The following is a 21,887-nucleotide window of genomic DNA, read 5'->3' on the forward strand; positions in this document are numbered from 1 at the left end:
GGTCTCGGCCCTGACGCTGCAGGTGGCGATGAGCGTGGTGGTCGGGGTGGCGGTGCTGCGCCGCTCTTTCGCCCTTTGGCTGGCCGCCTTCGGGATCCACACCGGCGCGGACGCACTGGCCGGGGTTCTGCCCCTCTGGACGCGGAGCCTGCCGGTCACCGAGGCGGCGGTTTTCGCCGTGGCCGTGCTGGTGGGCGTATGGGCCGTCCGCCTGCTGCGGAGCGACGTCTGGCCGGCGGGGGAGACGGCCGCGGGTACGGGGCCGCGCTGAGGGAAGGAGGGAGGCGAGGAGACGACCGGCGTCCGTCGCTGCCGGCGACGCTTTCTCGCGCGGATGGAACCGCGGCGCGACAGGCAGCGTCCTGCCCTGTGGAGGTACAGGCAAACGCGATCCTGTCCGTGAGGGAGAACAAGGAGGCCCGAAGGATGGCTCGTTTCCACCGCTTCCTCCTCGTCCTCGTGGGCACGGTGATGCTCGGGCCGGGACTCCTGCTGGCAGGGTGCAGCCTGACAGGGGGTTCGCCCGCGGCGCCGCCCAGCGTCCCCGCGCCGCAGGGGCGATCGGCGCCGGGCGCCGCCGCAGGTCCCGGCCTGGGCCGCTTCGCGCCGGGCACCGACGTCCGCGTCACGGCGGGTGGAACCGCCTGGGCGCTCGAGCGCGACGGCAGGGGGGTGCACGTCTGGCGGCTGGAGCAGGGTTCCTGGCACGACGTCACGCCGAAGTCGCTCCGTTCGACCGCCGTCGTGCTCTACCCGCCCAGCCCGGTCGCCTGGTTCGCGGACGCCGACCACGCCTGGGTCGCTTTCTCGGTGCAGACCGCCGACTCCCAGGGCGTGCTCGACTACCGGAAGCTGCTGGCCCGCACCTCCGACGGCGGCTCCACGTGGACGGAACAGGCGCTCGACACCGGCGCGAACTACGACGTGCCCGTCTCGCTCTTCTTCGAGAACGCCAGGGCCGGGTTTCTGGTCACGACCTACAACACCGGGGGCGGCGACTCGCCCGAGGTCGAGAAGCTCTTTGCGACCGTCGACGGCGGAGCCAGCTGGAAGCTTGTCGCGGAGCGCAGGGGCTCGGCCGGCCCCTGAGGAGCTCGCGACCGCACCCGCTCGCGACCGTCACGATCCCGATCGGCAGTGGCCGCGCACGCACGGCACGGCATTGCGCGGTGTGGAAGGGGCGGCAGGGGTGGCTGCGGGGTTGCTGCGATGCGTGCACGGATTCCGGTGATGCGGACCGGTGCCTGGGTCGAAAGAGCATGACTTCCTGGGGATTCCGTGCGGATGGGTGCGCGGTGCAAGGGGATCGGCAACCAAGATGTCTTTACAGATAAGACGCCTTTCCCTTGGCTTGGCCAAGTTGCGGCCCGTGAAAGGCGACCAGCCGGAAGACGCGGCTGCGAGACCGCGACGGGACCCCGACAGGATGCGGCGCACCGGCGTCCGCCGGTCCGTCCCGGCGGGGCCCGGGCCCGTCTGCCCGCGCCTCCGTGGATGAAGAAGAGAGTCCTCCGGCCTTGCCGACCGGAGGAGCTCCGTCCCGCAGGGGGTCGCTCGAGGAAGGACGATCAGGCCCGGGTCCAGGTGACCTTCAGGTCGACGCCCGCAGCTCGCAGGAGGCTCGAGACCGGGCAGCGGTCCTCCACGCGCCGGCGCAGCTCTTCGAGCTGCTCGTCGGGGGCCGGAGTCCCGATGCGCACGCGGGCTTCGACGTGCTCGAAGTGGCGGCGCACGCCGGCGGCGCCCATCATGCCGCGCGGGTCGAGGTCGCCGCGGCTCTCGATCTCGAGGTTGTCGACCGTGAGGCCCAGCTCGCGGGCGATCCTGGTCACCATCACCGTCAGGCAGCCGTTGAGCGCCGCCAGCACCGCCTCCAAGGGGTTGGGCCCGGCGTCCTCCCCGCCCGCCTGAGCAGGCTCGTCGGTCAGGAAGCGGCCGAGGTTCCGCACCCTGTGCAGCGCCTTGGCGCCGCCCAGCCACCGGCTCGAAGCCGCCATCTCCACCTTGGCCTGCGCTCCCGCGGGAACGCCCCCGCCTGCTGCAACCGCCACGCACGGGCACCTCCCGATCAATATGGAGTAAACCAGTCGGAATAATCATAGACGCAGGGGCGGCCATGGACCAGAGCGAAGAGCCCGGGGCCGCCGGGCCCCCGGCTCTTCGCGGTCTTCGCGGTCCTCTGCGTCCCCCGGGCCGCCCGTGCGGGGGGCGTCGACCGCGGGAGGGTCAGCCCGCCGCCGGCTCGCCCGCCGGGATGCCCAGCTGCGCCCGGAGCGCCGCCTTGTGGATCTTGCCCGCGCTGGTGACGGGCAGCTCGGGGACGACGACCACGCGGTCCGGGATCCAGAAGCGCGCGATCTCCCCCGCCTCGACCGCGGCGCGGAGGAAGTCGAGGAGCTCCCCTTCGTCGAACGCTGCGGGCGCTGCGGACGCCCCGGGCGCTGAGGACGCCCCGGGCGCTGCGGACGCCCCGGGCGCTGAGGGTGCCGGTGGCGCTTCCTTGGGCTGGATGACGGCGACGGGGCGCTCGCCCCAGCGCGGGTCGGGCTGGGCGAGGACGGCGACGGAGGCGACCTTGGGATGGCGGGAGATCACCGCCTCCAGCACCGCGCTCGGGATCCACTCGCCGCCGCTCTTGATCGCGTCCTTCTCGCGGTCGACCACGTAGACGAGGCCGTTGGGCAGGCGGACCGCCAGGTCGCCGCTGCGGAACCAGCCGTCCCGGTAGGCGGCGTCGCTCGCCTCCGCATCCCCGTGATAGCCCTCGGGAGGAAGCCAGGGGCTCCGCACGTGCACCTCGCCGATGCTCCGGCCGTCGTGGGGGACCGGGCGGCCGGCGGCGTCGCGGATCTCCACCTCCACCATGGGGAGCGGGCGCGTGCCGGTGCGCAGGATCTCCGCCCCGGCGTCGCTGGCGGGGTCGACTTCCTCGGGGACGACGGAGATGGCGGTGGCCAGCTGGTCGGAGCCGCCGTAGATCAGGCTGTAGCGGACGCCCAGGGCGCGGGCGCGGGAGGCCAGGCCGGCGGCCAGCGCGCTCCCCCCGGTCAGCACCTTGACGGGGAGGCGATCCAGCTGCCGGGCGGCGGCCGCCTCGAGCAGCATGTCGAGCTGCGTCGGGACCATGTTCAGCCAGGTGACGCCGCTCGTTCACGGTGTGGAAGAGGAGCTGGTGCACCACCAGTTCACGCATGGATCCCCACGCCCTCCTCTCGCCCGGCTTCCTCGGCGGTCTCCGGCAGCTCGACGATCCCGGGCTCGCTCAGCGCCCAGGAAGGGTACTCCTCCCCGAAGAGGAACCTCCGCGCGTAGAGCGTCGCCAGCCGCGCGTAGCGCTCGCCCCCGCTCCGGGCCAGCCGGTAGAGGAGCCCGACCTGGGCGGCGTCGGCCAGGCGGGTGAGGGCGTGCTTGGCGTACCACTCCGCCTCCTCCGGCCCGGCCGCGGCCAGCCGCGCCAGCTCGCCCTCGATGACGCGCCGCGCCTCGGCGGCCTCCGGCGTGCCGGCTTCCTCCAGCATCGGGACGAACTCGGCCAGGAAGCTCTCGTGCGCCCGCTTCTTCACCATGGCCTCGAGCAGGTCCAGCGCCTGGATGTTGCTCGTCCCCTCCCAGATGGGCGTGATCAGCGCCTCCCGGTGCCAGCGCGCCACCGCGTACTCCTCCAGGAAGCCCAGCCCGCCGAAGAGCTCCATCGCCAGGCGGGTGCTCTCCGCGGCGTGGTCGGCGGTCCGGTTCTTCGCCAGGTGCGAGAGGAAGCGGGCGTAGTGGTACTCCGGGCTGTAGGGCGGCCGCTCGTGCCAGCTCTTGTCGAAGGCGTCGACGGCGCGGAAGGCGAGGGCGAGCCCGCCCGCCTGGCGGACGGCCAGGTCGACCAGGTCGCGCCGCACCAGCGGGTGCTCCGCCAGCGCCCGGCCGAAGGCGGTCCGCCGGGTGACGCGGAAGAGCGCCTCCAGGCGCGCCTTCTGGGCGATGCCCATGGCGGCGACGGCGTTGGCCAGCCGGGACGAGGTGAGGACCTCCAGGGTGTAGTAGATGCCCTGGCCGGCCTCCCCGATCAGGAAGGCCTCGGCCTCCTCCAGCTCCACCTCGCCGGAGGGGACGGCGCGGGTGGCGCTCTTCTCCTTGAGGCGCCGCACGCGGAAGTTGAGCGTGCCGTCGCGGCGGAGGCGGGGGACGAGGAAGAGGGCCAGCCCCTTGGGCCCCTCCGGCGCGCCCTCGGGCCGGGCGGTGACGACGGCGACGTCGGCGAGGCCGGCGCCGCTGGCGAAGTACTTGTCCCCGCCCGAGAGGAGCCAGAGCCGGCCTCCCGGGTCGGCGCGCCGGGCGGTGGTCCGGTTCGCGCCGAGGTCGCTTCCTCCCTGGATCTCGGTCATCCAGGTGGCGCCCCACGCTTCGCCGGCGAGGAGGCGCTCCTTCCACGCGCTCTGCTCGGGCGCGTACTTGTGGACGGCGTAGGCGACCTGCTGGGTGATGGTCAGGATGCAGTACAGCCCGGGGTCGGCCAGGAGGTACCCGAGCGCGTAGTGGTGGTGCCAGCTCCCGCCCCGGTAGGGCGGTTCCATGAGCGGCGCGAGCTTGGGGAGCAGGGCCTCCTGGGCGGGGGAGAGCCGCACGCGGTCCACGCGGTTCCCGTCCAGGTCGTGCATCACGAGGACGGGCGGGGCTTCCTGGTCGACGTGGTAGCCGACCTTGTAGGCCTCGCCGCCCAGGAGCTCGCCCCAGCGCTCGAGCTCCGGCCAGTGGGCCCGGGCGTCGGGCCAGAAGTGCCGGAGCACGGCCTGCAGGTCCGGGTCCAGGGTGAAGTGGTTCCTGCCGTATGCATAGGACTGAAACCTCACGGCGGATCTGCCTCCTCTCGGCTGCCGGTCTTCTGCTCGAGCAGCCGCTCCAACTGGGCCTCCCGGTCCCGCAGCTCCTCCAGCAGGGCCCGGAGGTCGGCGATCTGCGCCTCCACCTCGGCGATGCGCTGTCGGCCCCTGCGCAGCACGTCGCGCAGCTGGGTGACCTCGCTCCGGTCGACGTCGTAGAGGTCCAGCATCTGGCGGATCTCTTGCAGGCTGAAACCGAGCCGTCGCCCGCGCAGGATGAGCCTGAGGCGCACCCGGTCGCGCTCGCCGTAGAGCCGGTGGGGACCCTCGCGCTCGGGGGCCAGGAGCCCGAGTTCCTCGTAGTAGCGGAGCGTGCGCGGCGTGGTGTCGAAGGCCTCCGCCAGCTCGGAGATGGTGTAGCGTCGCCGGGACGTGGGCATCTGCGTCGATCTCTCCCGCCTCTTGATACCTCACGCTGACGTAAACGTCAACCTACCGTGATAACGCGTTGCCGCGGGTGAACCATCGCCGGGGGCGGGCCGGGCGCGGAGCCGGAGTAGACTTGTCCCGAGAACGCGGTGGGGAGGGATGATCCGTGCCGGTCCTTCCTGATTGGATCCGTCGCCAGGCGAGGGAGCGCGGGGAGAAGGTCTTCCTGATCTACCACGACGAGCCGATCACGTTTCACCAGTACGACGAGCTGACCGATCGCCTGGCCTATCTGCTGGCGGAGCAGGGCGTGAGGCCCGGCGACCATGTGGCCATCGCCATGGGCAACTCGCCGGAGATCCTGGTCAGTCTGGGTGCCGTGGCCAAGCGGGGTGCGGTCGCGACCCCGCTCAACCCGTCGCTCACCGAGAGGGAACTCCGCTTCCTTCTGGAAGACGTGGAGGCGAAGCTGCTGCTGGCCCACCGCCCCGTGGGCGAGAGGGTGCTGGACGAACATCGCCGCCGGCCGTTCCGGGCGCTGGAGAAGGTGATCGTCTGGGACCGCGACCGGGAAGGGGCACCGGAGGGCGCCCTGGACGCGCACCGGGCGATGCGGCGGCCGCTTCCCCCGACCCCTCTGCCCTCTCTCTCCGACGACGACGTGATGATGATCCTCTACACGTCGGGCACGACGGGCACGCCCAAAGGGGCGATGCTCACGCACGGCGCCATGCTCGGCGTGGTGCGGGTGCTGGCGCAGGTTCTGGGCATGTCGTCGGAGGAGACCGTCGTCAACACCCTGCCTTACTTTCACGTGTTCGCCATCTCGGTCGAGTTTCTGCAGTTCCTCTACCTCGGCGGGACGATCGTCGTCCGGGACCAGTTCCACCCGCGGGGCGTGGCGGAGGACATCGCCCGCTACAGGGCGACGTTCATGGACGGCGTGCCGAGCATGTACATCCTGCTCAACCAGCTTCTCCACAGCGAGTCCGGCGAGCATCTCGACCTCTCGTCGCTCCGCGTCGGCGTCGTGGGCGCGGCCCCCGTGCCGGTCGAGGTGCAGAGGGCCTTTGAGGAGAAGACGGGGATCGTGGTCGTCGAGGGATACGGCCAGACGGAGGTGTCGCCCATCGCGTCGCTGCAACCGCCCGACCCGGAGAAGAGGAGGTACGGCTCCTGCGGCCAGCCCCTGCCGGGGACGGAGGTCAAGATCGTCGGGCCCGACGGGCGGGAGCTGCCGCCGGGAGAGCCGGGCGAGCTGTGGGTCCGCGGCTTCAACGTCATGAGGGGATACTGGAACCGGCCGGAGGAGAGCCGGCAGGTTCTGGACCCGGACGGGTGGCTGCATACCGGTGACGTCCTGCGGCAGGACAGCGACGGCTATCTCTACATGGTGGACCGGCTGAAGGACATGATCATCTACAGCGGATACAACATCTATCCCAAGGAAGTCGAGACCGTCCTCTACCATCATCCCGCCGTGGCCGAGGCGATCGTGGTCGGGTCGTCCCACCCGACCAAGGGAGAGGTCCCCATCGCCTTCGTGCGGCTGAAGGAGGGCGTCGAGGCGGCGCCCGAGGAGCTGCTGGAGCTTTGCCGGAAGGAACTGGTACCTTACAAAGTTCCTCGCCAGGTGATCCTGGTCGAAGACTTTCCCAGGACGCCGCAGGGCAAGCCGATCCGGGAGGAATTGAAGAAGATGGCCGCCGGGCCCGGCGTCCGCGCGCAGGCGGCGGGCGAGTAGTCCCCCGCCCCCGGCCGGGGGCGGCGCCCGCCGGCCCCTATGCAGGCCGAGGCGGGCGCGGCGCGCTCAGACCCAGCCGCGTGAAGATCCACGGGGCGGCGACGGTCACCCACGGGGAGATCAGCGCGTAGCCGAGCATGGAGAGCAGGCCTTCCCCGGGCAGGAGGAGGCCGTGGAGGGCGAAGAGGAGGGCGAAGCCGCCGAGGCCGATCGCGACCTTCAGCACCTGCTGCCACCAGAGGCCGCCTTCCTCGTAGGCGACCGCCTCGAGCGCCCAGAGGTCGCTGACCAGGAGGCCCATCAGGAAGCCGAGCTCCTGGTCGGCGGTGGGGCTCCGGTAGACCGGCCAGAGCGCCAGCGGGACGGCGACGGCCAGGAGGAGCTTGAGCGGCCTCGGCCAGCCGGATCCCCAGCCCCGGCGGGCACCCAGCTCGAAGAGGGCGAGGACGGCGGCCCCGATGACCAGGCCGCCCGCGACGTCCGCCAGGTAGTGGACGCCCAGGTAGAGGCGGGAGAGGCAGACCAGCACGATGACGAGCACGGAGAGCGGCCAGATCCGGCGGTGCTCGGCGGCGAGGAAGCCCCAGAGGGTGACCGAGCCCTGCGCGTGACCGGAGGGGAAGCCGTTCGAGGTCTCGACCACCACCTGGCGGACGCCCTCCGCGGCCGACGGGCGCGGCAGGGCGAAGAACGCCTTGAAGAAGCCGTTCAGCCACATCGACACGAGAAAAAGGAAGAAGAGCCGGTGCCCCTCGCGCCTCCCCGCCAGCCAGTAGACCGGCGGCAGGAGGAGCATGTAGAAGGTCGCCGATCCGAGGGTGGTGATCGCCACCATCCACCTGTCCAGCCACGGCGTCGAGAACTGCTGCAGCCACAGGTTGACGCCCGGGTCGAGAAGCTGGTGGAGCGGTCCCGGTCCGGGTTGGGCGGGCATCAGCTGCTCTTCCCTTCTTCTTCGGCCTCCCGGCGGTCCCGGCCGGCGGTCGGGTCGGCGTCGCCATCCGCGGCGTCCGGACCACCCCGGCCCTCTCGACGCCTCCACCGCTCGATCTGGGCGAGCGCCTGCTCGACGCCCAGCTCGCCCCGCCGGACCTCCTCCAGCAGCCGGCGCCGCTCCGCGTCCGCGTCGCCGTCGCGCTCGGCCGTCACCGGCCCGCCCAGCGCCTCGATCACCTCGTCGAGCTTCTTGCGCACCGTGGGGTAGGAGACGCCCAGGAGGCGCTCCATCTCGCGCAGGTTGCCGGCCGCGCGCAGAAAGAGCAGGGCGAACCGCCGCCGGTCCGGATCCAGCCGGTCGAAGCCGCTCGGCTCGTAGTGCGACCGGATCACCGTGTCGCAGGCGCGGCAGACCACCTCGCGAATCTCCAGGGGTCCCCCGCAGTTGGGGCATCCGCCAGGAAGTTCCATCCGGCCGACCCTCTTCCGTCGTGGGCTCCGGCGTCGCACTTCCCACCGTCACGTCGGCTGGCGCCAGCGCCATCATACCGGTCTGGACGGGCCCAGGCACGGGTCCGGCCGTCCGCCGCCGTCGCCGGCTCGAGCGGCTGCCAGGTTCCCCCGGGCGGCAACCTCGGCGGAGCCGAGTCCCCGGGGAGGAGGACCGGTCGAGGCGGCCTTCACCTCCGGGGCGTACGCGTCGTCGTCCTGCGCGCGCCGGGGACCGCCCGGCCTGTCGCGGACGTGGTCACCACCGTCGCCGAGGCCGGCGGCGGACCCGGCGGCTGAGGGCTCCCCTTCCGTCGCACCGCGTAGGCGATGGTGATCCGCACGCTCGACGGCCGCGCGCGGCGGCAGCGCAGACTCGTCGCGGCCGAGGCGACGAGGAGGCCGTTGAGGACCAGAAGGGGCGCATCCCCGGGGCGCAGATCCCCGCGGGCGGCCTCCGCCAGGGCGAGGAGAAGCGTGGCCACGGGAAGGGCGACCAGCCGCGCAGGAAGCCGGTGCAGCCCCGGCAGCGGCCGGATCGCCTCCAGCACCAGGGCGGTCGCCAGCGACGCACCGGCCAGCGTGCCCAGGTTGGAGTAGGTGAAGAGGCCCGTGGTCGCGGACAACCCGACCGCCCCGCCGCTCACGTCCCGCGGCCGCAGGGGCGCCTCGAGCCGCGCGGGCCGGCTGGGCGCGGGAGGCCGCGGCGGACGACCCCGAGCAGGACGATGGCCAGCTCGGCGCGCAGGGCGTCCGCCACCTCCGGGTCGACGCGCCCGTTGCGCCAGGCGGCCCGGCGGATGGGGCGCTCGAACGCCCGGAGCAACGGCTCCAGCGCGCTCCCGTCGCCTTCGACCACGCGCTGGGCCAACCGGAGCAGCTCGCCACGGGTGGGCGAGATGGCGAGCGCGGTCACGGCTCCTCCGCCTCCTCCAGGAAGCGTCGCAGCTTCTCGAGCGCGCGCCTGCGCAAGGCGGCCACGCGCTGCTGGCTGATCCCCAGCTCCCGCGCCAGCTCGGCCTCGGTCCGCCCCTCGAGGACGGTGGCCGTCACCACGCGCCGCTCGCGGGCGTCCAGGCGGCAGAGGAGCTGCTCGAGGAAGACCGCGGAGAGCGCTTCCTCTTCGGGGTTGTGCGCCGCGGGTCTCGACTCGGCTTCGGCGTCCAGGGGCAGCTCGTGGGCTTCCCGCCGGTTCCGGCGGGCGTGCTCGCGCGCGGCCAGGCGCTGCACGAACGCCCGCAGGTATCCGAGAAGGCGCCGGCCGGCCTCGTACGGTTCGTCCGCAAGGCGCATTCGGCACGCCCCCTTGCGGCCAGGCGGGGCGGGGGAGGGAAGAGGAGGACGAGGATCGAGGCGCGGCGATTCGGCAGCCCGGCCGCCGTGGTCCGCGGTAGGCGGACGGTAGGCCCGCGGCTTTGCGTCACCGGCTTTCGCCAGTTTTGCCCGTTCGTCGGCCCGCCCAGCTCCTACTGGTAGAGGTGCAAGTCAATTCACTTCCTACAATAGTGTAGCGCCCGCCGGGCGCCGAGCCGCGCATTGGCTGCCGCGCTGCCCGCGTCAGGAAGGGACGCGGCTTCACCGGCGCGCCCCCTGACCTCGCCGCGAGACGGGAGGAGTCCTCGCAACCGGGGATCACGCGGGCGCGCAGCCCGGTGCCTTCGGGTCAAGGCATCTGCGCCTGCACCCAGAGCCGGAGGGAAGTCGGCTGGCCGGCGGCGTCGGACCGGTACCCGAGGCGCGTGTACCTGGCGGGTGGAGCGGTGATGAACGCCCAGTCGATCACGCCGGCGGCCAGGGTCTGAGACCCGAACACGTACCAGTTCACGGCGTCCGGGCTCAGCTCCAGCTGGATGAAGGCCGTCCTGGCGCCCGTGTTGAGGTACCAGTACACGTACCGCGGCCAGAGCCCGACCTCGTGAGGTCCGAAGTACTGCAGCGCGTCCGCGGTCGCGACGGACGTCGACTGCTCGAACACCGACGGCTGGACGGGCACCGGTACCGGCCCGGATCCCGGCGCCGGAGGGGCCACGTCGATCCAGCAGCGGTTTCCTGAGACGCCTGCGGCCATCGGGCTGCGCCTCCCCTTCCTGGCCTTTGCTGGACAGCCTATGCGGGAAGCGGCCCGGTGGTCGTCCCCTGCGGCGCCCCGCGGCCATCGGGCGCCTGTCCTCCGTCCGCCCATCGGCGGGGGGACGGACGCCCCCTTCCCGGCCCGCACCCGCGCAAAGGCAAGACCGGCCCCACGAGGATGCCATCCGCTCGACGTCGAAGCACACGCCCTGACCGGTCGTCCGAATCCGGGGGATTCCATGGCCCAGCCGATGATCGAACTGCACGAGGTCACCAAGCGCTTTCAGCAACCGGTGCTCCGCCAGGTCAGCTTCTCCGTCCAGCCCGGCGAGGTGATCGGCCTGGTGGGGCCGAACGGCGCCGGCAAGACCACCACGATCCGCCTGATCGCGGGCGTGCTCCGCGCGGACGGAGGAAGCATCCGCGTCGCCGGGCGCGACCCCGTGCGGGAGGGCGACGCGATCCGGCGCATCACCGGCGTCCTCACCGAATCCGCCGGGCTCTACCCGCACCTGAGCGGGCTCGACAATCTGCGCTTCTTCGCGGAGATCTACGGCGTGACCGACTCCGGCCGACCGGCGGCGCTGCTGGAGGAGTTCGGCCTCGGCGCCCACGCCGACCGGAAAGTCGCCGCCTACAGCACCGGGATGAGGAAGCGGCTCGGCCTGGCGAAGGCGCTGCTGCACCGCCCGGCCCTGCTTCTCCTGGACGAGCCCACCTCCGGCCTGGACCCCGAGGGCATCCGCATGGTGCTGGAGGACATCGGCCGCTGGAGCCGCAACCACGGCACCACCATCGTTCTCTCCTCCCACGTGCTGCAGCAGCTGGAGGCGGTCTGCCACCGGTATGTCTTCCTCGACGGCGGTCGCGTCATCGAGCAGGGCACGCTGGGCGAACTCGAGATGCGCCACCGGACCGAGACCGTGCTGGAGGTGGAGACGGACCTTCCCCTGGAAGGCGACCGTTACGAGGGGTTTCCGGTGCGGCGGCTTGCCCCGGGGCGGCTGGAGTTCCGACTCGGATCCAGGAGGGACGTGCCGGAGCTGCTCCGCAGGCTGCTCCGGAGCGCGGAGGTCTACAGCGCCGTCGTGGCCGACCGGGACCTTCAGAGCCTCTACTTCAAGATCCGGGAGGACGCCGCACGTGGGCAGCATGGTGAATAGCAGGGCCATCCGGGCGATCGCGGTCAAGGACATGAAGGCGGTCTTCGCCAACATCCAGGTGTGGCTCCCGATGCTGATCCTTCCGCTGGTACTGGGCGTCGTGCTCCCCGCTGGCCTCCTCTTGGCGCTCCGCCTGTATGGCGCCGGATCCATCCATAATCTGGGATCCTTGCTGGCCGTCCTGGACCGCGTCCCGCCGTCCGAGCTGACCCGGGCGCTGGGTTCCCTCCCCTCCGTCAGCCAGCGCTTGGCCTACCTGATGGTCAACTATGTCTTCGCGCCGTTCTTCCTGCTCATTCCGCTGATGACCTCGAGCGTGATCAGCGCCGACAGCTTCGCCGGAGAGAAGGAACGGGGAACGCTGGAGAGCCTGCTGCTGGCGCCGGTCGACCTGACCAGCCTGCTGCTCGGCAAGGTGCTGGCCGCCTTCCTCCCCTCCATGGGACTCTCCCTCGTCACCTTCGTCCTCTACGGGTTGGCGACCAGCGTCGCCGGCTGGCCCCTGTTCGGGCGTCCTTTCTTCCCCCAGCCCAACTGGGTGCCCCTGATGCTGCTGGTGATCCCGACGCTGAGCCTGGGCACCATCCTCCTCAACGTGTTCATCAGCGCCCGCGTGAGCAGCTTCCAGGCCGCCTACCAGCTGGGCGGCGTGATCGTATTGCCGGTGATGGCGCTGCTCTTCGGACAGCTCGCCGGTGCGCTGCTGCTGGATACGGCGGTGCTGGTCGGCATGGGGGCGGTCTTGGCGCTCTTGGACTTTCTGGTTATGCAGCAGATCCTCCGGCGGCTCGACCGGAGCCGGCTGTTCGAGAGCCAGGTGCGGTGACGGCAACGTCGCCCCGCCATCGGGCGCACCGGTCGCCTGGGCAGGGCAAGCTCACCGTAAAGCGAAGGCCATTGGGCTGTGCCACTTGGACGGATGTTCGCCTCCCGATCACGGATGGCTGACCCGCCGGCCCGGCAGCCCAGTCTCCCGGTCGGGGAAGCTCGGGGACGGAAGGCCGGAGGAAGGCGCCCTCCCGCCGTGGGATCCTTCAGAAGGCCACCCCTGGCCGCCGCAGGGCGGTCGTCGGCGGGGTAGACGCCGGGCGGGGCGACGGGCGGGGCGGAGCAGGCGGGGAGGAGACGGGGCCGGGGGCGGGCCGATCCCCGGCTCCCGTGCAACGCGGGGGGTGGAAGAGATGCGTGCCGAGGAGAGCCGGCGCCGGGTGGCGGAGTTCTCGAGGCGCATGCTGCACGATCGGCTGGTGGCCGGAACGTCCGGGAACATCAGCGCGATCGACGAGGCGAGCGGCCTGATCGCCATCACCCCTTCCGGGGTGGACTACGAGCGCCTGGCGCCGGAGAGCATCACGCTCCTGGACCGCGACGGCCGGGTGGTGGAGGGGGATCTCGAGCCCTCCAGCGAGACGCCCATGCACCTCCACATCTACCGGAGGCGTCCGGAAACCCGCGCGATCGTCCACACCCACTCCATGTACGCCACCACGCTGGCGGTCCTGGGACGCGGGATCCCGGTGATGCACTACATGGTCCTCCTCCTGGGCGACTCCGTGCCGGTGGCGGAGTACGCCGTCTACGGCTCGGAGCAGCTGGCGGAGAACGCGGTGCGCGCGCTGGGGGCCGAGCGGAAGGCCGTGCTCCTTGCGAACCACGGCGCGGTCACCGTGGGAGGAAGCCTCGACGAGGCCTACCGGAACGCGCTGCTGCTGGAGTCCATGGCAGAGCTCTATTGGCGGGCGGTCCTGGCCGGCGAACCGCGGCTTCTGAGCGAGGCGGAGGTCGAGGAGGCCTCGCGGCAGCTGAAAGGTTACGGCGCCGCCCGTCTCCGCACCAGGCCCTGAGCCCCCCTGTCGCATTTCCCCGGGGCCCCCGCCGGAGGGGCGGCCAGAGGCCCGACGGCCGCAGACCCCATGCGATGCGAGAAAGACCGACTTCCCGCCCGATGCGGGACACAGCCGGCTGCCTGAGAATCACCATGGAGTCACCAGACGGACAAGCCTGAAAGCGAGGTGATGCCAGCGGCAGGGCCCCGGGCCGAGTCCGGGTGTCGCGCCCGTCCGCCCCCGCGACGAGAAGACAACCGTATCGTCCACGGCAGGCAGAGGCCGCGAGATCCTCGGCCGGTCGTTGTCGGGAGGTTTGCGGGAGGGCCTCGGGAGCGCTCCAGGAAGGAGTCGATCCGCGTTGTCACTCCAGCTCTCGCGCTTCGGGCCGCGCGGTACCCGCCTGACCGCGGCGGAGAGTCGGCGACTTCACCCCTGCCAGGCGGCGGAATGGCAGACCGCCCGTGTCGTCCTCCTGTGTGAACCGGACGTGGAGACGCTCTTCGGCATTCTCGAGACCCACTCGGCCAACTTCCTGCATCCCTTCGACCTGGTCAGGGCCAAGGCGGAGCACCGGCGCTTCCGCGAGGAGCTGGAGGCGCGCGGTGCCCGGGTGATCGACCTGCGCCAGGCGCTCACCTGTGGCTGCATCGACCAGGCGGACGAACCCGTCCCTGGGGAGAAGCTCGACCGGCTCCGCCGCGCCGCCGACGCGGCGCTCACCTACGACTTCGATGCCGCCATCGGTCCCGATGACCGGAGGGAGCTCCTGGAGAGCAAGTGGGAGACGATCCGCGGCTTCCACCCGGACATCCTGGCCGATCTCGTCCTCCTCCGGCCGACGGTCACCATCCGGCCCAACCCGCGCCCGCTGGACCCCACCAGTCGCTTTGTGAGCGAGTTCCGCCTGGAGCCGGCCGACAACCAGTACTTCCTGCGCGACCCGATGATCACCACCCGCCGCGGCGTCGCCATCGGACGCTTCCGGCTGGACGTCCGCAAGGCGGAGAACGACAACGTGGCGCTGGCGCTGGAGCAGATGGGGATCGAGCCGGTCGTGCGGGTGGCCGCGCCGGGGCACCTCGAGGGCGGCGACTTCCTGCCGGCGGGCGATCTGGTCTTCCAGGGCGTGGGGCTCCTCTCCGACGACGACGGCATCGCGCAGCTCCTGGAGGCGCGCGCCTACGGCTACGTCGAGGTGGCGGTCGTCCGCGACCCGCGCGCGGAGATGGACGAGATGCACCTCGACACCTATTTCAACCTGCTCGCGCCGCGTTTGGCCGTCCTCTGCGAAGACCGCCTGCGCGGGAGCGACGAGCCGACGGTGGAGCTCTACCGTCCCGAAGGCACACCGGACTCGTACCGCTACCGGCTCGTGGAGCGCTGGCGGTTCGGGCACTTCCTCGAGAGCCGCGGTTTCGAGGTGATCCCCTTCACCAAAGACGAGCAGGAGGCCTTCGCCCCCAACTATCTCCTCACCGCGGAAGGAAGCCTGGTCGGCGTCGCCTCGGCGGGCGCCTCCTTCGAGGAGCGTCTCCGCGCCCACGGCGTCCGGACCCACATGATGGATTTCACCGCGCTGACAGGCGGTTACGGAGGTCCCCACTGCATGAGCCAGGTGATCGTCCGCGGCTAGGCGCCCGGGCCGCGCCCGGAGCGGCGGCGCTCAGCCCCGGAGCGGGAGCCGGCGCGACGAAGGAGGTAGGCCGATGAGGGACGGAAAGACCGGGGAAGTCGAGCTGACCGAGGTGGACCTCGCCTGCCTGAGGTCGCTCCGCGGGCGCGACTGGATCACGGAGCAGGACTGGACGCGCGAGGAGCTGGTCGCCGTCCTCGACCTGGCCGCGGCGGTCAAGCGGCTCTGGGGCGAGGGCGTGCCGACCCCTCTGCTGGACCGGAAGCACCTTGCGCTCCTCTTCGAGGAGCCCTCCACCCGTACCCGGGTCTCCTTCGAGGTGGGCATGGCCGACCTGGGCGGCACCTCGCTCTATCTGAAGCCCGGCGAGATCCACCTGGGCGGCCGCGAGAGCGTCGGCGACACGGCCCGGGTACTCAGCCGCTTCGTCCAGGGGATCATGGCCCGCCTTCTGCGCCACGAGGTGCTGGAGGAGCTGGCCGCGCACGCCAGCGTCCCGGTGATCAACGGGCTGACCGACCGCTGGCACCCGGTGCAGACGCTCTCCGACGCCTTCACCATCCGCGAGGTGGCGGGGACGCTGCGCGGGATCCGGGTGGCCTTCCTGGGCGACGCCACCAACGTCTGCGCCAGCCTCGCGACCATGTGCCCGAAGCTCGGTGTCGACTTCGTCGCCGCCAACCCGCCGGGCTACGAGCTGCCCGCCGAGGTCCAGGCCGTCGCCCGCCGCAACGCGGAGGAAGCGGGCTCGCGCGTGGAGTTCCTCCATGATCCCGTCGCCGCGGTGCGCGACGCCGACTTCGTCTACACCGACCTCTGGTGGTGGGTCGGCCAGGAAGCGGAGGCGGAGGCCCGGAAGCGGGCCATGGCGCCGTACCAGGTGAACGCCGGGCTGATGGCGCGCGCCCCCCGCCACGCCCGTTTCATGCACTGCCTCCCGGCCGCCCGCGGGCTGGAAGTGACCGACGACGTGATGGACGGCGACCATTCCATCGTCTTCCAGCAGGCCGAGAACCGCATGCACCTGGAGAAGGGCCTCCTGGTGGCCCTCCTGGGGGTGGACCGCATCCCCGCCGGGGTGGACCGCCGCGTCCGTGAGCTGGGCGAGGCGCTCGGCGGCCGTCCGGAAGAGGGGGGACGGGGACAGTGAGCGAGACCGAGAGCGTCGGCGGCAAGGCCGGCCGGGCGGCTCCCGACGGCCGGCCGGTGTGGCGGAAAGCGCTGGGCCTGGTCGACCTGGTGCTCTTCACCGCCTGCGCCGTGGTGGTCGCGGACACGGTGGCCGCCTCGGCGGCCATCGGCGTCCAGTCGCTGGGCTGGTGGCTGATCAGCATTCTGCTCTTCTTCGTGCCCTACGGCCTGGTGACTGCCGAGCTGGGCTCGGCCTGGCCGTCGGAGGGCGGCATCTACGTCTGGGTGAAGGAAGCCTTCGGCCCCTTCTGGGGCTCGCTGACCGCCTGGCTCTACTGGATCAACGTCGCCTACTGGATGCCGTCGGTCTTCGTGCTCTTCTCCGGGATCCTCGCGTCCGTCTTCGCACCCGGCCTGGGGAACGCCGGTCAGGCGGCGGTGACCGTGGCGCTGGTCTGGCTGACGGTCGGCCTCGGAATCCTGGACATCCGCCTGAACAAGTGGATCCCCAACGTCGGCGCGGCCATCAAGATCCTGCTCCTGCTCTTCCTGGGCGGACTGGGCATCTGGTTCGCCCTGGCGCATGGCCCTGCCAACTCCTTCGCCCCGCGCGAGTGGGTGCCGCGCTGGTCGGCCACGCTCGCCTTCCTGCCGGTGGTGGTCTACAACTACATGGGCTTCGAGCTGATGAGTTCCGCCGGCGAGGAGATCAAGGACCCGCAGCGGGACGTGCCCAGGGCGATCCTGCTGGCGGGCGTCGTCATCGCGGCGGTCTACATGCTGGCCACCTTCGGCATCCTGGCCGCGGTGCCGCTGGCCAAGATCAACGTGGTCACCGGGATCACCGACGCGCTCAAGGTGATGAGCGCCGGCGTCCCCTGGCTGACCGGCGCCTACTACGTCGCCTCCGCGCTGCTCCTCGTCACCTTCGTCGCCAACATGGTCACCTGGAGCATGGGTGCCAACCGGGTGATCGCGGTCACCGGGCTGGACAAGCAGGTACCCGGGGTCTTCGGTCACATTCACCCGCGCTACGGCAGCCCGGACTACGCCTATCTCCTGATGGGTGCGGTGGCGACCGTGCTGGCGGTGGGCAATTACGTGACCTTCGAGAGCGTGGCCTCGGTCTTCTGGACGATCTTCGCGCTCTCGTCCATCGTCTTTCTGCTGCCGTACCTGCTGATGTTCCCGGCCTTCCTGCGGCTGCGCTACGTGCGGCCGGAGCAGGAGCGGCCGTTCCGTGTGGGCGGCGGTCGTGCGGGCGCCTGGCTGGCCGCGCTCCTGGGCGAGTTCTTCATCCTGCTGGCCTGCGTCTTTTTCTTCATGCCGCCCGAGGGGACGGAGAACGTCGTGGTCTACGAGGCGCAGATCACCGGCGGCACCGTTCTCACGGTGCTGGTCGGGGTGGTCGTCTACCTCCGGTCCAGGGCGCGGGCGGCGGGGCCGGCTGCGTGGACGCCGGGCAGCGGGGCGGGGCGCGGAGCGGCGCGGTAACCCGGCGGGCAGGGCGGCGGTCGCCAGCTCCGGCCGCCGTCCACGCTCCGGTAGAGCTCGATCGGTACCCGGCCGGGAGCACCGGCCCGGCCGTGGTAACGGACGCCGAGCCAGCCCACCCGGTCGTCCCGGAAGCCGATGCCGGTGGCGTACCCCACCGGAGGAAGCTCCCCGGCCCGTCGCCCGAGACCGTCACCCGGCTCCGGGCGGCGAGGAGACCGCCAGCCAGCCGCGCCGCGCGTCGAGGAAGAAGGCGCCTACCGCGCTCTCTCCGCTCACCGTGGCGTCGCGCGGCAGGCCGCTTCCTCCTCAGGCCACGGGCTGCCCTTCGATGGGGTAGATCTGCTGCCAGGCCTGGACGCCCCCGAGCAGGTGCTTCCCGTCCTCCCGCCCGAAGAGGCGGTAGAGGGTGAGCGCGCAGAGGGTCCGGTGGCCGCTGCGGCAGACGAAGACCGGCTCCGGGCTGCCGTCCTCGCCGGGCGCGGGCGCGGCGAGAAGATCGGAGAAGACGTCGGGGAAGGCCGAAAGGGGGCGGTTCTCCGCGCCCGGGATGTGCCCCCAGGCGAACTCGTCCCGCTCGCGCACGTCCACCAACCGCGCCCCTTCCTCCACGAGCTCGCGGCAGCGCTCCGGCGGCACGTGGTCCTCCGGCCGCAGGGGGGGCACAACCAGGGCCAGCTCGGCCCCGTCGGGCACGGCCAGCTCCGGCTCCGCCGGCAGCGGTGCCCCGTTCAACTCCAGATGCGCGCGCGGCGCCAGAAGGGCGGCCGCCAGGGGCCGGAGGCCGGCCCGGCGCAGGTGCCCGGCCAGCTCTCCCAGGCGGCCGGCGGGGAGGCGGTAGGCCTCTGCACCGGCCAGCCGCCACAGTTCTTCGGGCCAGACGAGTCGGATCACGCGGATCGCCTCCCGGCCCTTATCCTACAATCCAATGGCTTTACTCAACTATCTGCTGGAACGCGCTGTCCGGAGCAACAGCTGGGAGGGCGGGAAGATGCGCCCGGACCCGGGTCCGGGGCCCGGGACAGGGGTCCAGGAGCATGTCGGGCGACACCGTGCCCGGCCGGCCCTCCGGCCCTCGGTCAGGCCCCCTCCGGCTCCTCCCCGGCGGCGGGCGCCGGGCGGCGCGGGCGGCCCCAGCTCCAGGCCAGGACGGCGTCGAAGAAGAGCGCGGCCACGAGCGCCGCCACCGGGGAGCCTCCCTGGGCGCCGGCGAGGAGGACGGTCCCGAAGCCGACGAGCCCCAGGAGCAGGTCGGCCGAGCCGCGGCCCATGGCGCCGCCGATCTCCGCGCCGAGGACCGCCAGCCCCTGCGTCAGGGCGGCCAGCGCGAGGAGCGCCCAGTACAGGAGGAGCGCCACCGCCGCGCCCGCCGCCCCCGACCCCGCGCCCAGGTAGAGGGCGAGCGGCGCCCCCGGCACGGCCAGGGCCGCGGCGGGGACGAGCGCCTCGCCGGCGAGGAGCGGCAGCGCCCCCCACGGGACCAGGCGGCGGAGGAAGGGTTCCTGCCCGGCTTCCTCCACCCACTCCACGAGGCTGCGCGGCGGCCTCGCCAGCCAGAAGAGGAGCCAGGCGAACCAGGCCCCGCCCACCTGCGGGTGCATGACCAGGCCGACCGCCGCCAGGAGCGCCAGTCCCGTGCCCAGCAGCCCCCCGATCCGCCCCGGCTGCCTCAGGAAGCCGACCGCCACCCGGGCGGGGAGCGCCCACCAGCCGCAGCGCGCGGGGAGTTGGCCGCGCCGTCGCGCGGAGCGGAGCGCGAGCCGCCGCCTCAGCCGCCGCGCCAGGCCCGGGTCGAGCCAGCGCAGCGCCGCCAGGTCACCGAGCTCGATGCGCGCCGCGCTCGCCTCGATGGCCAGCGGCAGATCGACGGCGCCCGCCACCAGGACGAGCAGCACCAGCAGGGCGCCGGCGAGGATCGCCAGGAGGCCGGGGCCGGTCCCACCCGCGGCGCCGCCCGCCCCGACGGCGTCGAGGAAGGCCTCGCCCGGCAGGCGCGCCGGGGCGCCCGGCGCGTAGGTGGCTGCGAGCAGCCCGGCCGGCAGGAGCCAGAGCGCGGCCCGGACAAGCCTGCGGGGGCTGGCGAGGCGGGCGAGCCCCGCCGCCCAGGCCAGCGCCTGCGCCGCCAGGACGAGGAGGAGGCCGGCCAGGCTTCCCGGCCAGGCGTCGCCGGTGCGCCCGCTGAGCAGGACGGCCAGCGCGGCGCCGAGCGGGAGGGAGGCGGCCAGCCAGGGAAGCACGGCCCGCGCGAAGTCGACCAGGATCCAGCCGCGCTTCGGCAGCGGGCTCCCGACGAGAAAGGCCTCGTCGGCCGCGCTCATCTGGAACGGGCTCTCCAGAAGCGCGCGCCCGACCAGGACCACGAGCCCCAGACCGATCAGCGGCGGAAGGGCGAGGCCCAGCAGCGGGGCGAGCGCCGCGGGCATCTCCTGGTGGGCCGTGCGGGCCGCGTCGAGCAGCGCCTCCCAGGCCAGCACGACCCACCCGGCCAGGAAGAGCAGGATGTACCACCGGTAGACGCGCTGGAAGCCCCCGGCCAGCTCCCCCTCCTGGCCGGTGAGCCCCAGAACGCGCCCCCAGTAGTCCAGGTCGGCACGCAGCTGGCGGGCGCGCAGCCGGAGGAAGGGCGCTCCGCCCCGCCCACCGTCGCCGCGCAGCCTTCCCGGCACGCTCACCGCCCCTCCCTCCGCGCCGCGAGCAGCGCCGCGCGCAGGATGGCGTCGCTGTCGCCGGAGTCGAGCCCGTAGCGGGCGCGGAGGGTCGCCGGGCTTCCCTCGGCGAGGAGGCGGCCCTGCTCGAGAACGAGGATTCGGTCCGGCTCCACCTCGGGCGGCAGGCGGTGGCTGGAAAGGAGAACAGCTGTTCTCCCGCCGCCTGCGCGGTGCTCCTGCTCCGGTTCCCGGTCCGGTTCCCGTTCCGCGCCACCCGTGGCGAAGGCGGTCAGCTCCTGCCAGAGGTCGGCCGCCGAGATCGGGTCGAGCGGCCCGAAAGGCTCGTCCAGGAGGAGCACCTGCGGCCGGGCGACCAGCGCGACGGCCACGGCCAGCTTCGTCCGCATCCCGCGCGAGAAGGCGTAGGGATACCCGTTCCGCTGCTCCCAGAGCGTGAAGCGGCGGAGGAGCCGCTCCGCCTCCGGCTGCCACTCGGCCGCGGGTCTCCGGCGCAGCTGCGCCACGAAGGCGAGGTGCTCCCACGCGGTCAGCTGCTCATAGAAGGGCGGCGTGTCGGGAACGAGGAGGACCGCGGAGCGGTGGCGCACCTCTTCCTCCCCGACAGGCGTCCCCAGGAGGCGGACCCGGCCGCGCTCCGGCCGCCGCCACCCGGCCAGGCATTCCAGGAGCGTCGACTTCCCCGCGCCGTTCCGGCCGACCAGGGCGACCAGCTCGCCCGGCCGGATGGCGAAGGAGGCGCCGTCGACGGCCCTGTACTCGCCGTAGGCGTACGTGAGCCCCTCCGCGTCAAGCAGTGCTGCGGCAGCTTCCGTGCGCGCTCCGCTCCCTTCAGGTCCTTCTCGGTTTCGTCTTTCGGCTTGGCTCGGCTTGTTCGGTTCCGTTCGGTTGGTTCGGTTCGTTCGGCCCCGGGCGGGTGCTGGCTCGGGCGACGACCACTCTAGCACAGGAGAAGGCCCGGCGATGCCGGGCCAGGAAGAGGAATCACCGTCCTCGCGGGGCTCCGTCGGCTCGCGCTCCGGCCTCCGGGCGCCTCACCACTCCACCGTCACCGCTCGCGCCCGACCATCCCAAGTCACATGGGCGCCCAGCGTCTCGCTGATGAAGCGGACCGGCACGAAGGTGGTCCCGCCGATGACGACCGGCGCCACGTCCAACTGGACGGGGCGCCCGTTGACCCGCGCGGTGGTCGAGCCGACGACCAGCTGAATCTGCGTGCTGCCGCCGCGGACGCTGACGGTCCGGGTCCGCTGGTCCCAGCCCACCTGGAAGCCCATCGCCTCGCTGACGAAACGGATGGGGAGCAGCGTCCTTCCTCCGCGGATGAAGGGCGCGGCGTCGAGCACCAGCGTCTGGCCGTCGCGCACGACCGCCTTCTGCCCGATCACCAGGCGGATCCGGTGCTGGAAGGAAGCGGTCCCGCCCCCGCCACCCGGCGCGCCCCCGCCGGCGGGCGCACCCAGGAGTTGCGAGGCGTCGACCTGCACCACCTTGG

Annotated in this window: 23 protein-coding genes and 1 riboswitch; of the genes, 9 read left to right on the top strand and 14 right to left on the bottom strand. The window is 72.4% G+C overall.

Annotated features, from left to right (window positions below):
- The coding region (locus QJR14_08270) for a hypothetical protein (protein ID MDI3317592.1) at positions 1 to 271 on the top strand (271 nt) is incomplete at its 5' end.
- Between the two features lie 155 nt (positions 272 to 426).
- Positions 427 to 1,089 carry a hypothetical protein gene (locus QJR14_08275; GenBank protein ID MDI3317593.1) on the top strand — a complete coding sequence of 221 codons (663 nt, stop codon included), beginning with the start codon at positions 427 to 429 and terminating at the stop codon, positions 1,087 to 1,089.
- Positions 1,090 to 1,568: 479 nt separating this feature from the next.
- Here QJR14_08275 and QJR14_08280 read toward each other — a convergent pair whose 3' ends face one another.
- The 4 genes from QJR14_08280 to QJR14_08295 all read right to left on the bottom strand — a co-directional run bounded on the left by QJR14_08280 (position 1,569) and on the right by QJR14_08295 (position 5,248).
- Positions 1,569 to 2,051 carry an OsmC family protein gene (locus QJR14_08280; protein MDI3317594.1) on the bottom strand — a complete coding sequence of 161 codons (483 nt, stop codon included), beginning with the start codon at positions 2,049 to 2,051 and terminating at the stop codon, positions 1,569 to 1,571.
- Positions 2,052 to 2,226: 175 nt separating this feature from the next.
- Positions 2,227 to 3,132 (bottom strand): AMP-binding protein, encoded by a 906-nt coding sequence (locus QJR14_08285; GenBank protein ID MDI3317595.1) that lies wholly within the window; start codon positions 3,130 to 3,132, stop codon positions 2,227 to 2,229.
- Between the two features lie 53 nt (positions 3,133 to 3,185).
- On the bottom strand, positions 3,186 to 4,838 hold the full coding sequence (locus tag QJR14_08290) for an acyl-CoA dehydrogenase family protein (GenBank protein MDI3317596.1): 1,653 nt from the start codon (positions 4,836 to 4,838) through the stop codon (positions 3,186 to 3,188).
- Positions 4,835 to 5,248, bottom strand: a complete 414-nt coding sequence (locus QJR14_08295; protein MDI3317597.1) for a MerR family transcriptional regulator — start codon at positions 5,246 to 5,248, stop codon at positions 4,835 to 4,837. The genes QJR14_08290 and QJR14_08295 overlap by 4 nt, the downstream gene beginning before the upstream one ends.
- 155 nt (positions 5,249 to 5,403) lie before the next feature.
- Between QJR14_08295 and QJR14_08300 the strand changes: the two genes are divergently transcribed.
- Positions 5,404 to 6,981 (top strand): AMP-binding protein, encoded by a 1,578-nt coding sequence (locus tag QJR14_08300; GenBank protein ID MDI3317598.1) that lies wholly within the window; start codon positions 5,404 to 5,406, stop codon positions 6,979 to 6,981.
- Positions 6,982 to 7,018: 37 nt separating this feature from the next.
- On the opposite strand, the gene QJR14_08305 is transcribed toward QJR14_08300, so the two are convergent.
- The 6 genes from QJR14_08305 to QJR14_08330 form a co-directional block, all read right to left on the bottom strand.
- Entirely contained in the window at positions 7,019 to 7,915 is an 897-nt protein-coding gene (locus QJR14_08305) for a phosphatase PAP2 family protein (GenBank protein ID MDI3317599.1), read from the bottom strand.
- Positions 7,915 to 8,388: a DUF2089 domain-containing protein gene (locus tag QJR14_08310; GenBank protein ID MDI3317600.1), complete on the bottom strand. Its 474-nt coding sequence runs from the start codon at positions 8,386 to 8,388 to the stop codon at positions 7,915 to 7,917. Before QJR14_08310 ends, QJR14_08305 begins: the two co-directional genes overlap by 1 nt.
- Positions 8,389 to 8,597: 209 nt before the next feature.
- Positions 8,598 to 9,032 (bottom strand): hypothetical protein, encoded by a 435-nt coding sequence (locus tag QJR14_08315; protein MDI3317601.1) that lies wholly within the window; start codon positions 9,030 to 9,032, stop codon positions 8,598 to 8,600.
- A gap of 17 nt (positions 9,033 to 9,049) precedes the next feature.
- On the bottom strand, positions 9,050 to 9,322 hold the full coding sequence (locus QJR14_08320) for a helix-turn-helix domain-containing protein (protein MDI3317602.1): 273 nt from the start codon (positions 9,320 to 9,322) through the stop codon (positions 9,050 to 9,052).
- Positions 9,319 to 9,699: a sigma-70 family RNA polymerase sigma factor gene (locus QJR14_08325; GenBank protein MDI3317603.1), complete on the bottom strand. Its 381-nt coding sequence runs from the start codon at positions 9,697 to 9,699 to the stop codon at positions 9,319 to 9,321. Before QJR14_08325 ends, QJR14_08320 begins: the two co-directional genes overlap by 4 nt.
- A 69-nt stretch (positions 9,700 to 9,768) precedes the next feature.
- Positions 9,769 to 9,860: riboswitch (cyclic di-GMP riboswitch) on the bottom strand.
- A 209-nt stretch (positions 9,861 to 10,069) separates the two neighbouring features.
- Complete coding sequence (locus QJR14_08330; protein ID MDI3317604.1) at positions 10,070 to 10,474, bottom strand: DUF6385 domain-containing protein; 405 nt, start codon at positions 10,472 to 10,474, stop codon at positions 10,070 to 10,072.
- Between the two features lie 241 nt (positions 10,475 to 10,715).
- On the opposite strand from QJR14_08330, the gene QJR14_08335 reads away from it, so the two are divergent.
- The 6 genes from QJR14_08335 (at position 10,716) to QJR14_08360 (ending at position 17,726) form a co-directional block, all read left to right on the top strand.
- Positions 10,716 to 11,639, top strand: a complete 924-nt coding sequence (locus QJR14_08335) for an ABC transporter ATP-binding protein (protein ID MDI3317605.1) — start codon at positions 10,716 to 10,718, stop codon at positions 11,637 to 11,639.
- Complete coding sequence (locus QJR14_08340) at positions 11,629 to 12,465, top strand: ABC transporter permease subunit (protein MDI3317606.1); 837 nt, start codon at positions 11,629 to 11,631, stop codon at positions 12,463 to 12,465. Before QJR14_08335 ends, QJR14_08340 begins: the two co-directional genes overlap by 11 nt.
- A gap of 355 nt (positions 12,466 to 12,820) precedes the next feature.
- Positions 12,821 to 13,483: a class II aldolase/adducin family protein gene (locus QJR14_08345; GenBank protein ID MDI3317607.1), complete on the top strand. Its 663-nt coding sequence runs from the start codon at positions 12,821 to 12,823 to the stop codon at positions 13,481 to 13,483.
- 343 nt (positions 13,484 to 13,826) lie between these two features.
- Positions 13,827 to 15,101: an arginine deiminase family protein gene (locus tag QJR14_08350; GenBank protein ID MDI3317608.1), complete on the top strand. Its 1,275-nt coding sequence runs from the start codon at positions 13,827 to 13,829 to the stop codon at positions 15,099 to 15,101.
- Positions 15,102 to 15,174: 73 nt separating this feature from the next.
- Complete coding sequence (gene argF, locus QJR14_08355) at positions 15,175 to 16,251, top strand: ornithine carbamoyltransferase (GenBank protein ID MDI3317609.1); 1,077 nt, start codon at positions 15,175 to 15,177, stop codon at positions 16,249 to 16,251.
- Positions 16,248 to 17,726, top strand: coding sequence for an APC family permease (locus QJR14_08360; protein MDI3317610.1), 1,479 nt, complete (start codon positions 16,248 to 16,250; stop codon positions 17,724 to 17,726). The genes argF and QJR14_08360 overlap by 4 nt, the downstream gene beginning before the upstream one ends.
- Before the next feature lie 309 nt (positions 17,727 to 18,035).
- Here the strand turns inward: QJR14_08360 and QJR14_08365 are convergent, their stop codons facing one another.
- From QJR14_08365 to QJR14_08380, 4 genes are all read right to left on the bottom strand, one after another.
- Positions 18,036 to 18,620, bottom strand: a complete 585-nt coding sequence (locus tag QJR14_08365; protein ID MDI3317611.1) for a rhodanese-like domain-containing protein — start codon at positions 18,618 to 18,620, stop codon at positions 18,036 to 18,038.
- 185 nt (positions 18,621 to 18,805) lie between these two features.
- The gene (locus tag QJR14_08370; protein MDI3317612.1) at positions 18,806 to 20,392 is read right to left on the bottom strand and encodes a hypothetical protein; all 1,587 of its coding nucleotides are present in this window, start codon (positions 20,390 to 20,392) and stop codon (positions 18,806 to 18,808) included.
- A 2-nt stretch (positions 20,393 to 20,394) separates the two neighbouring features.
- The gene (locus QJR14_08375) at positions 20,395 to 21,339 is read right to left on the bottom strand and encodes an ABC transporter ATP-binding protein (GenBank protein ID MDI3317613.1); all 945 of its coding nucleotides are present in this window, start codon (positions 21,337 to 21,339) and stop codon (positions 20,395 to 20,397) included.
- Positions 21,340 to 21,426: 87 nt separating this feature from the next.
- A partial coding sequence (locus QJR14_08380; protein ID MDI3317614.1) for a copper amine oxidase N-terminal domain-containing protein occupies positions 21,427 to 21,887 on the bottom strand: 461 nt, incomplete at its 5' end.

The organism is Bacillota bacterium (assembly GCA_029961055.1).
In the GTDB taxonomy this organism is placed as follows: Bacteria; Bacillota; Sulfobacillia; order JAIMAT01; family JAIMAT01; genus JAIMAT01.

What these genes read in the sequence shown, in the direction of transcription:
- QJR14_08275 (MDI3317593.1), top strand. Translation starts at nt 427, where the DNA reads ATGGCTCGTTTCCACCGCTTCCTCCTCGTCCTCGTGGGCACGGTGATG.
- QJR14_08295 (MDI3317597.1), bottom strand. Translation starts at nt 5,248, where the DNA reads ATGCCCACGTCCCGGCGACGCTACACCATCTCCGAGCTGGCGGAGGCC.
- QJR14_08305 (MDI3317599.1), bottom strand. Translation starts at nt 7,915, where the DNA reads ATGCCCGCCCAACCCGGACCGGGACCGCTCCACCAGCTTCTCGACCCG.
- QJR14_08310 (MDI3317600.1), bottom strand. Translation starts at nt 8,388, where the DNA reads ATGGAACTTCCTGGCGGATGCCCCAACTGCGGGGGACCCCTGGAGATT.
- QJR14_08325 (MDI3317603.1), bottom strand. Translation starts at nt 9,699, where the DNA reads ATGCGCCTTGCGGACGAACCGTACGAGGCCGGCCGGCGCCTTCTCGGA.
- QJR14_08330 (MDI3317604.1), bottom strand. Translation starts at nt 10,474, where the DNA reads ATGGCCGCAGGCGTCTCAGGAAACCGCTGCTGGATCGACGTGGCCCCT.
- QJR14_08335 (MDI3317605.1), top strand. Translation starts at nt 10,716, where the DNA reads ATGGCCCAGCCGATGATCGAACTGCACGAGGTCACCAAGCGCTTTCAG.
- QJR14_08340 (MDI3317606.1), top strand. Translation starts at nt 11,629, where the DNA reads ATGGTGAATAGCAGGGCCATCCGGGCGATCGCGGTCAAGGACATGAAG.
- QJR14_08345 (MDI3317607.1), top strand. Translation starts at nt 12,821, where the DNA reads ATGCGTGCCGAGGAGAGCCGGCGCCGGGTGGCGGAGTTCTCGAGGCGC.
- argF (MDI3317609.1), top strand. Translation starts at nt 15,175, where the DNA reads ATGAGGGACGGAAAGACCGGGGAAGTCGAGCTGACCGAGGTGGACCTC.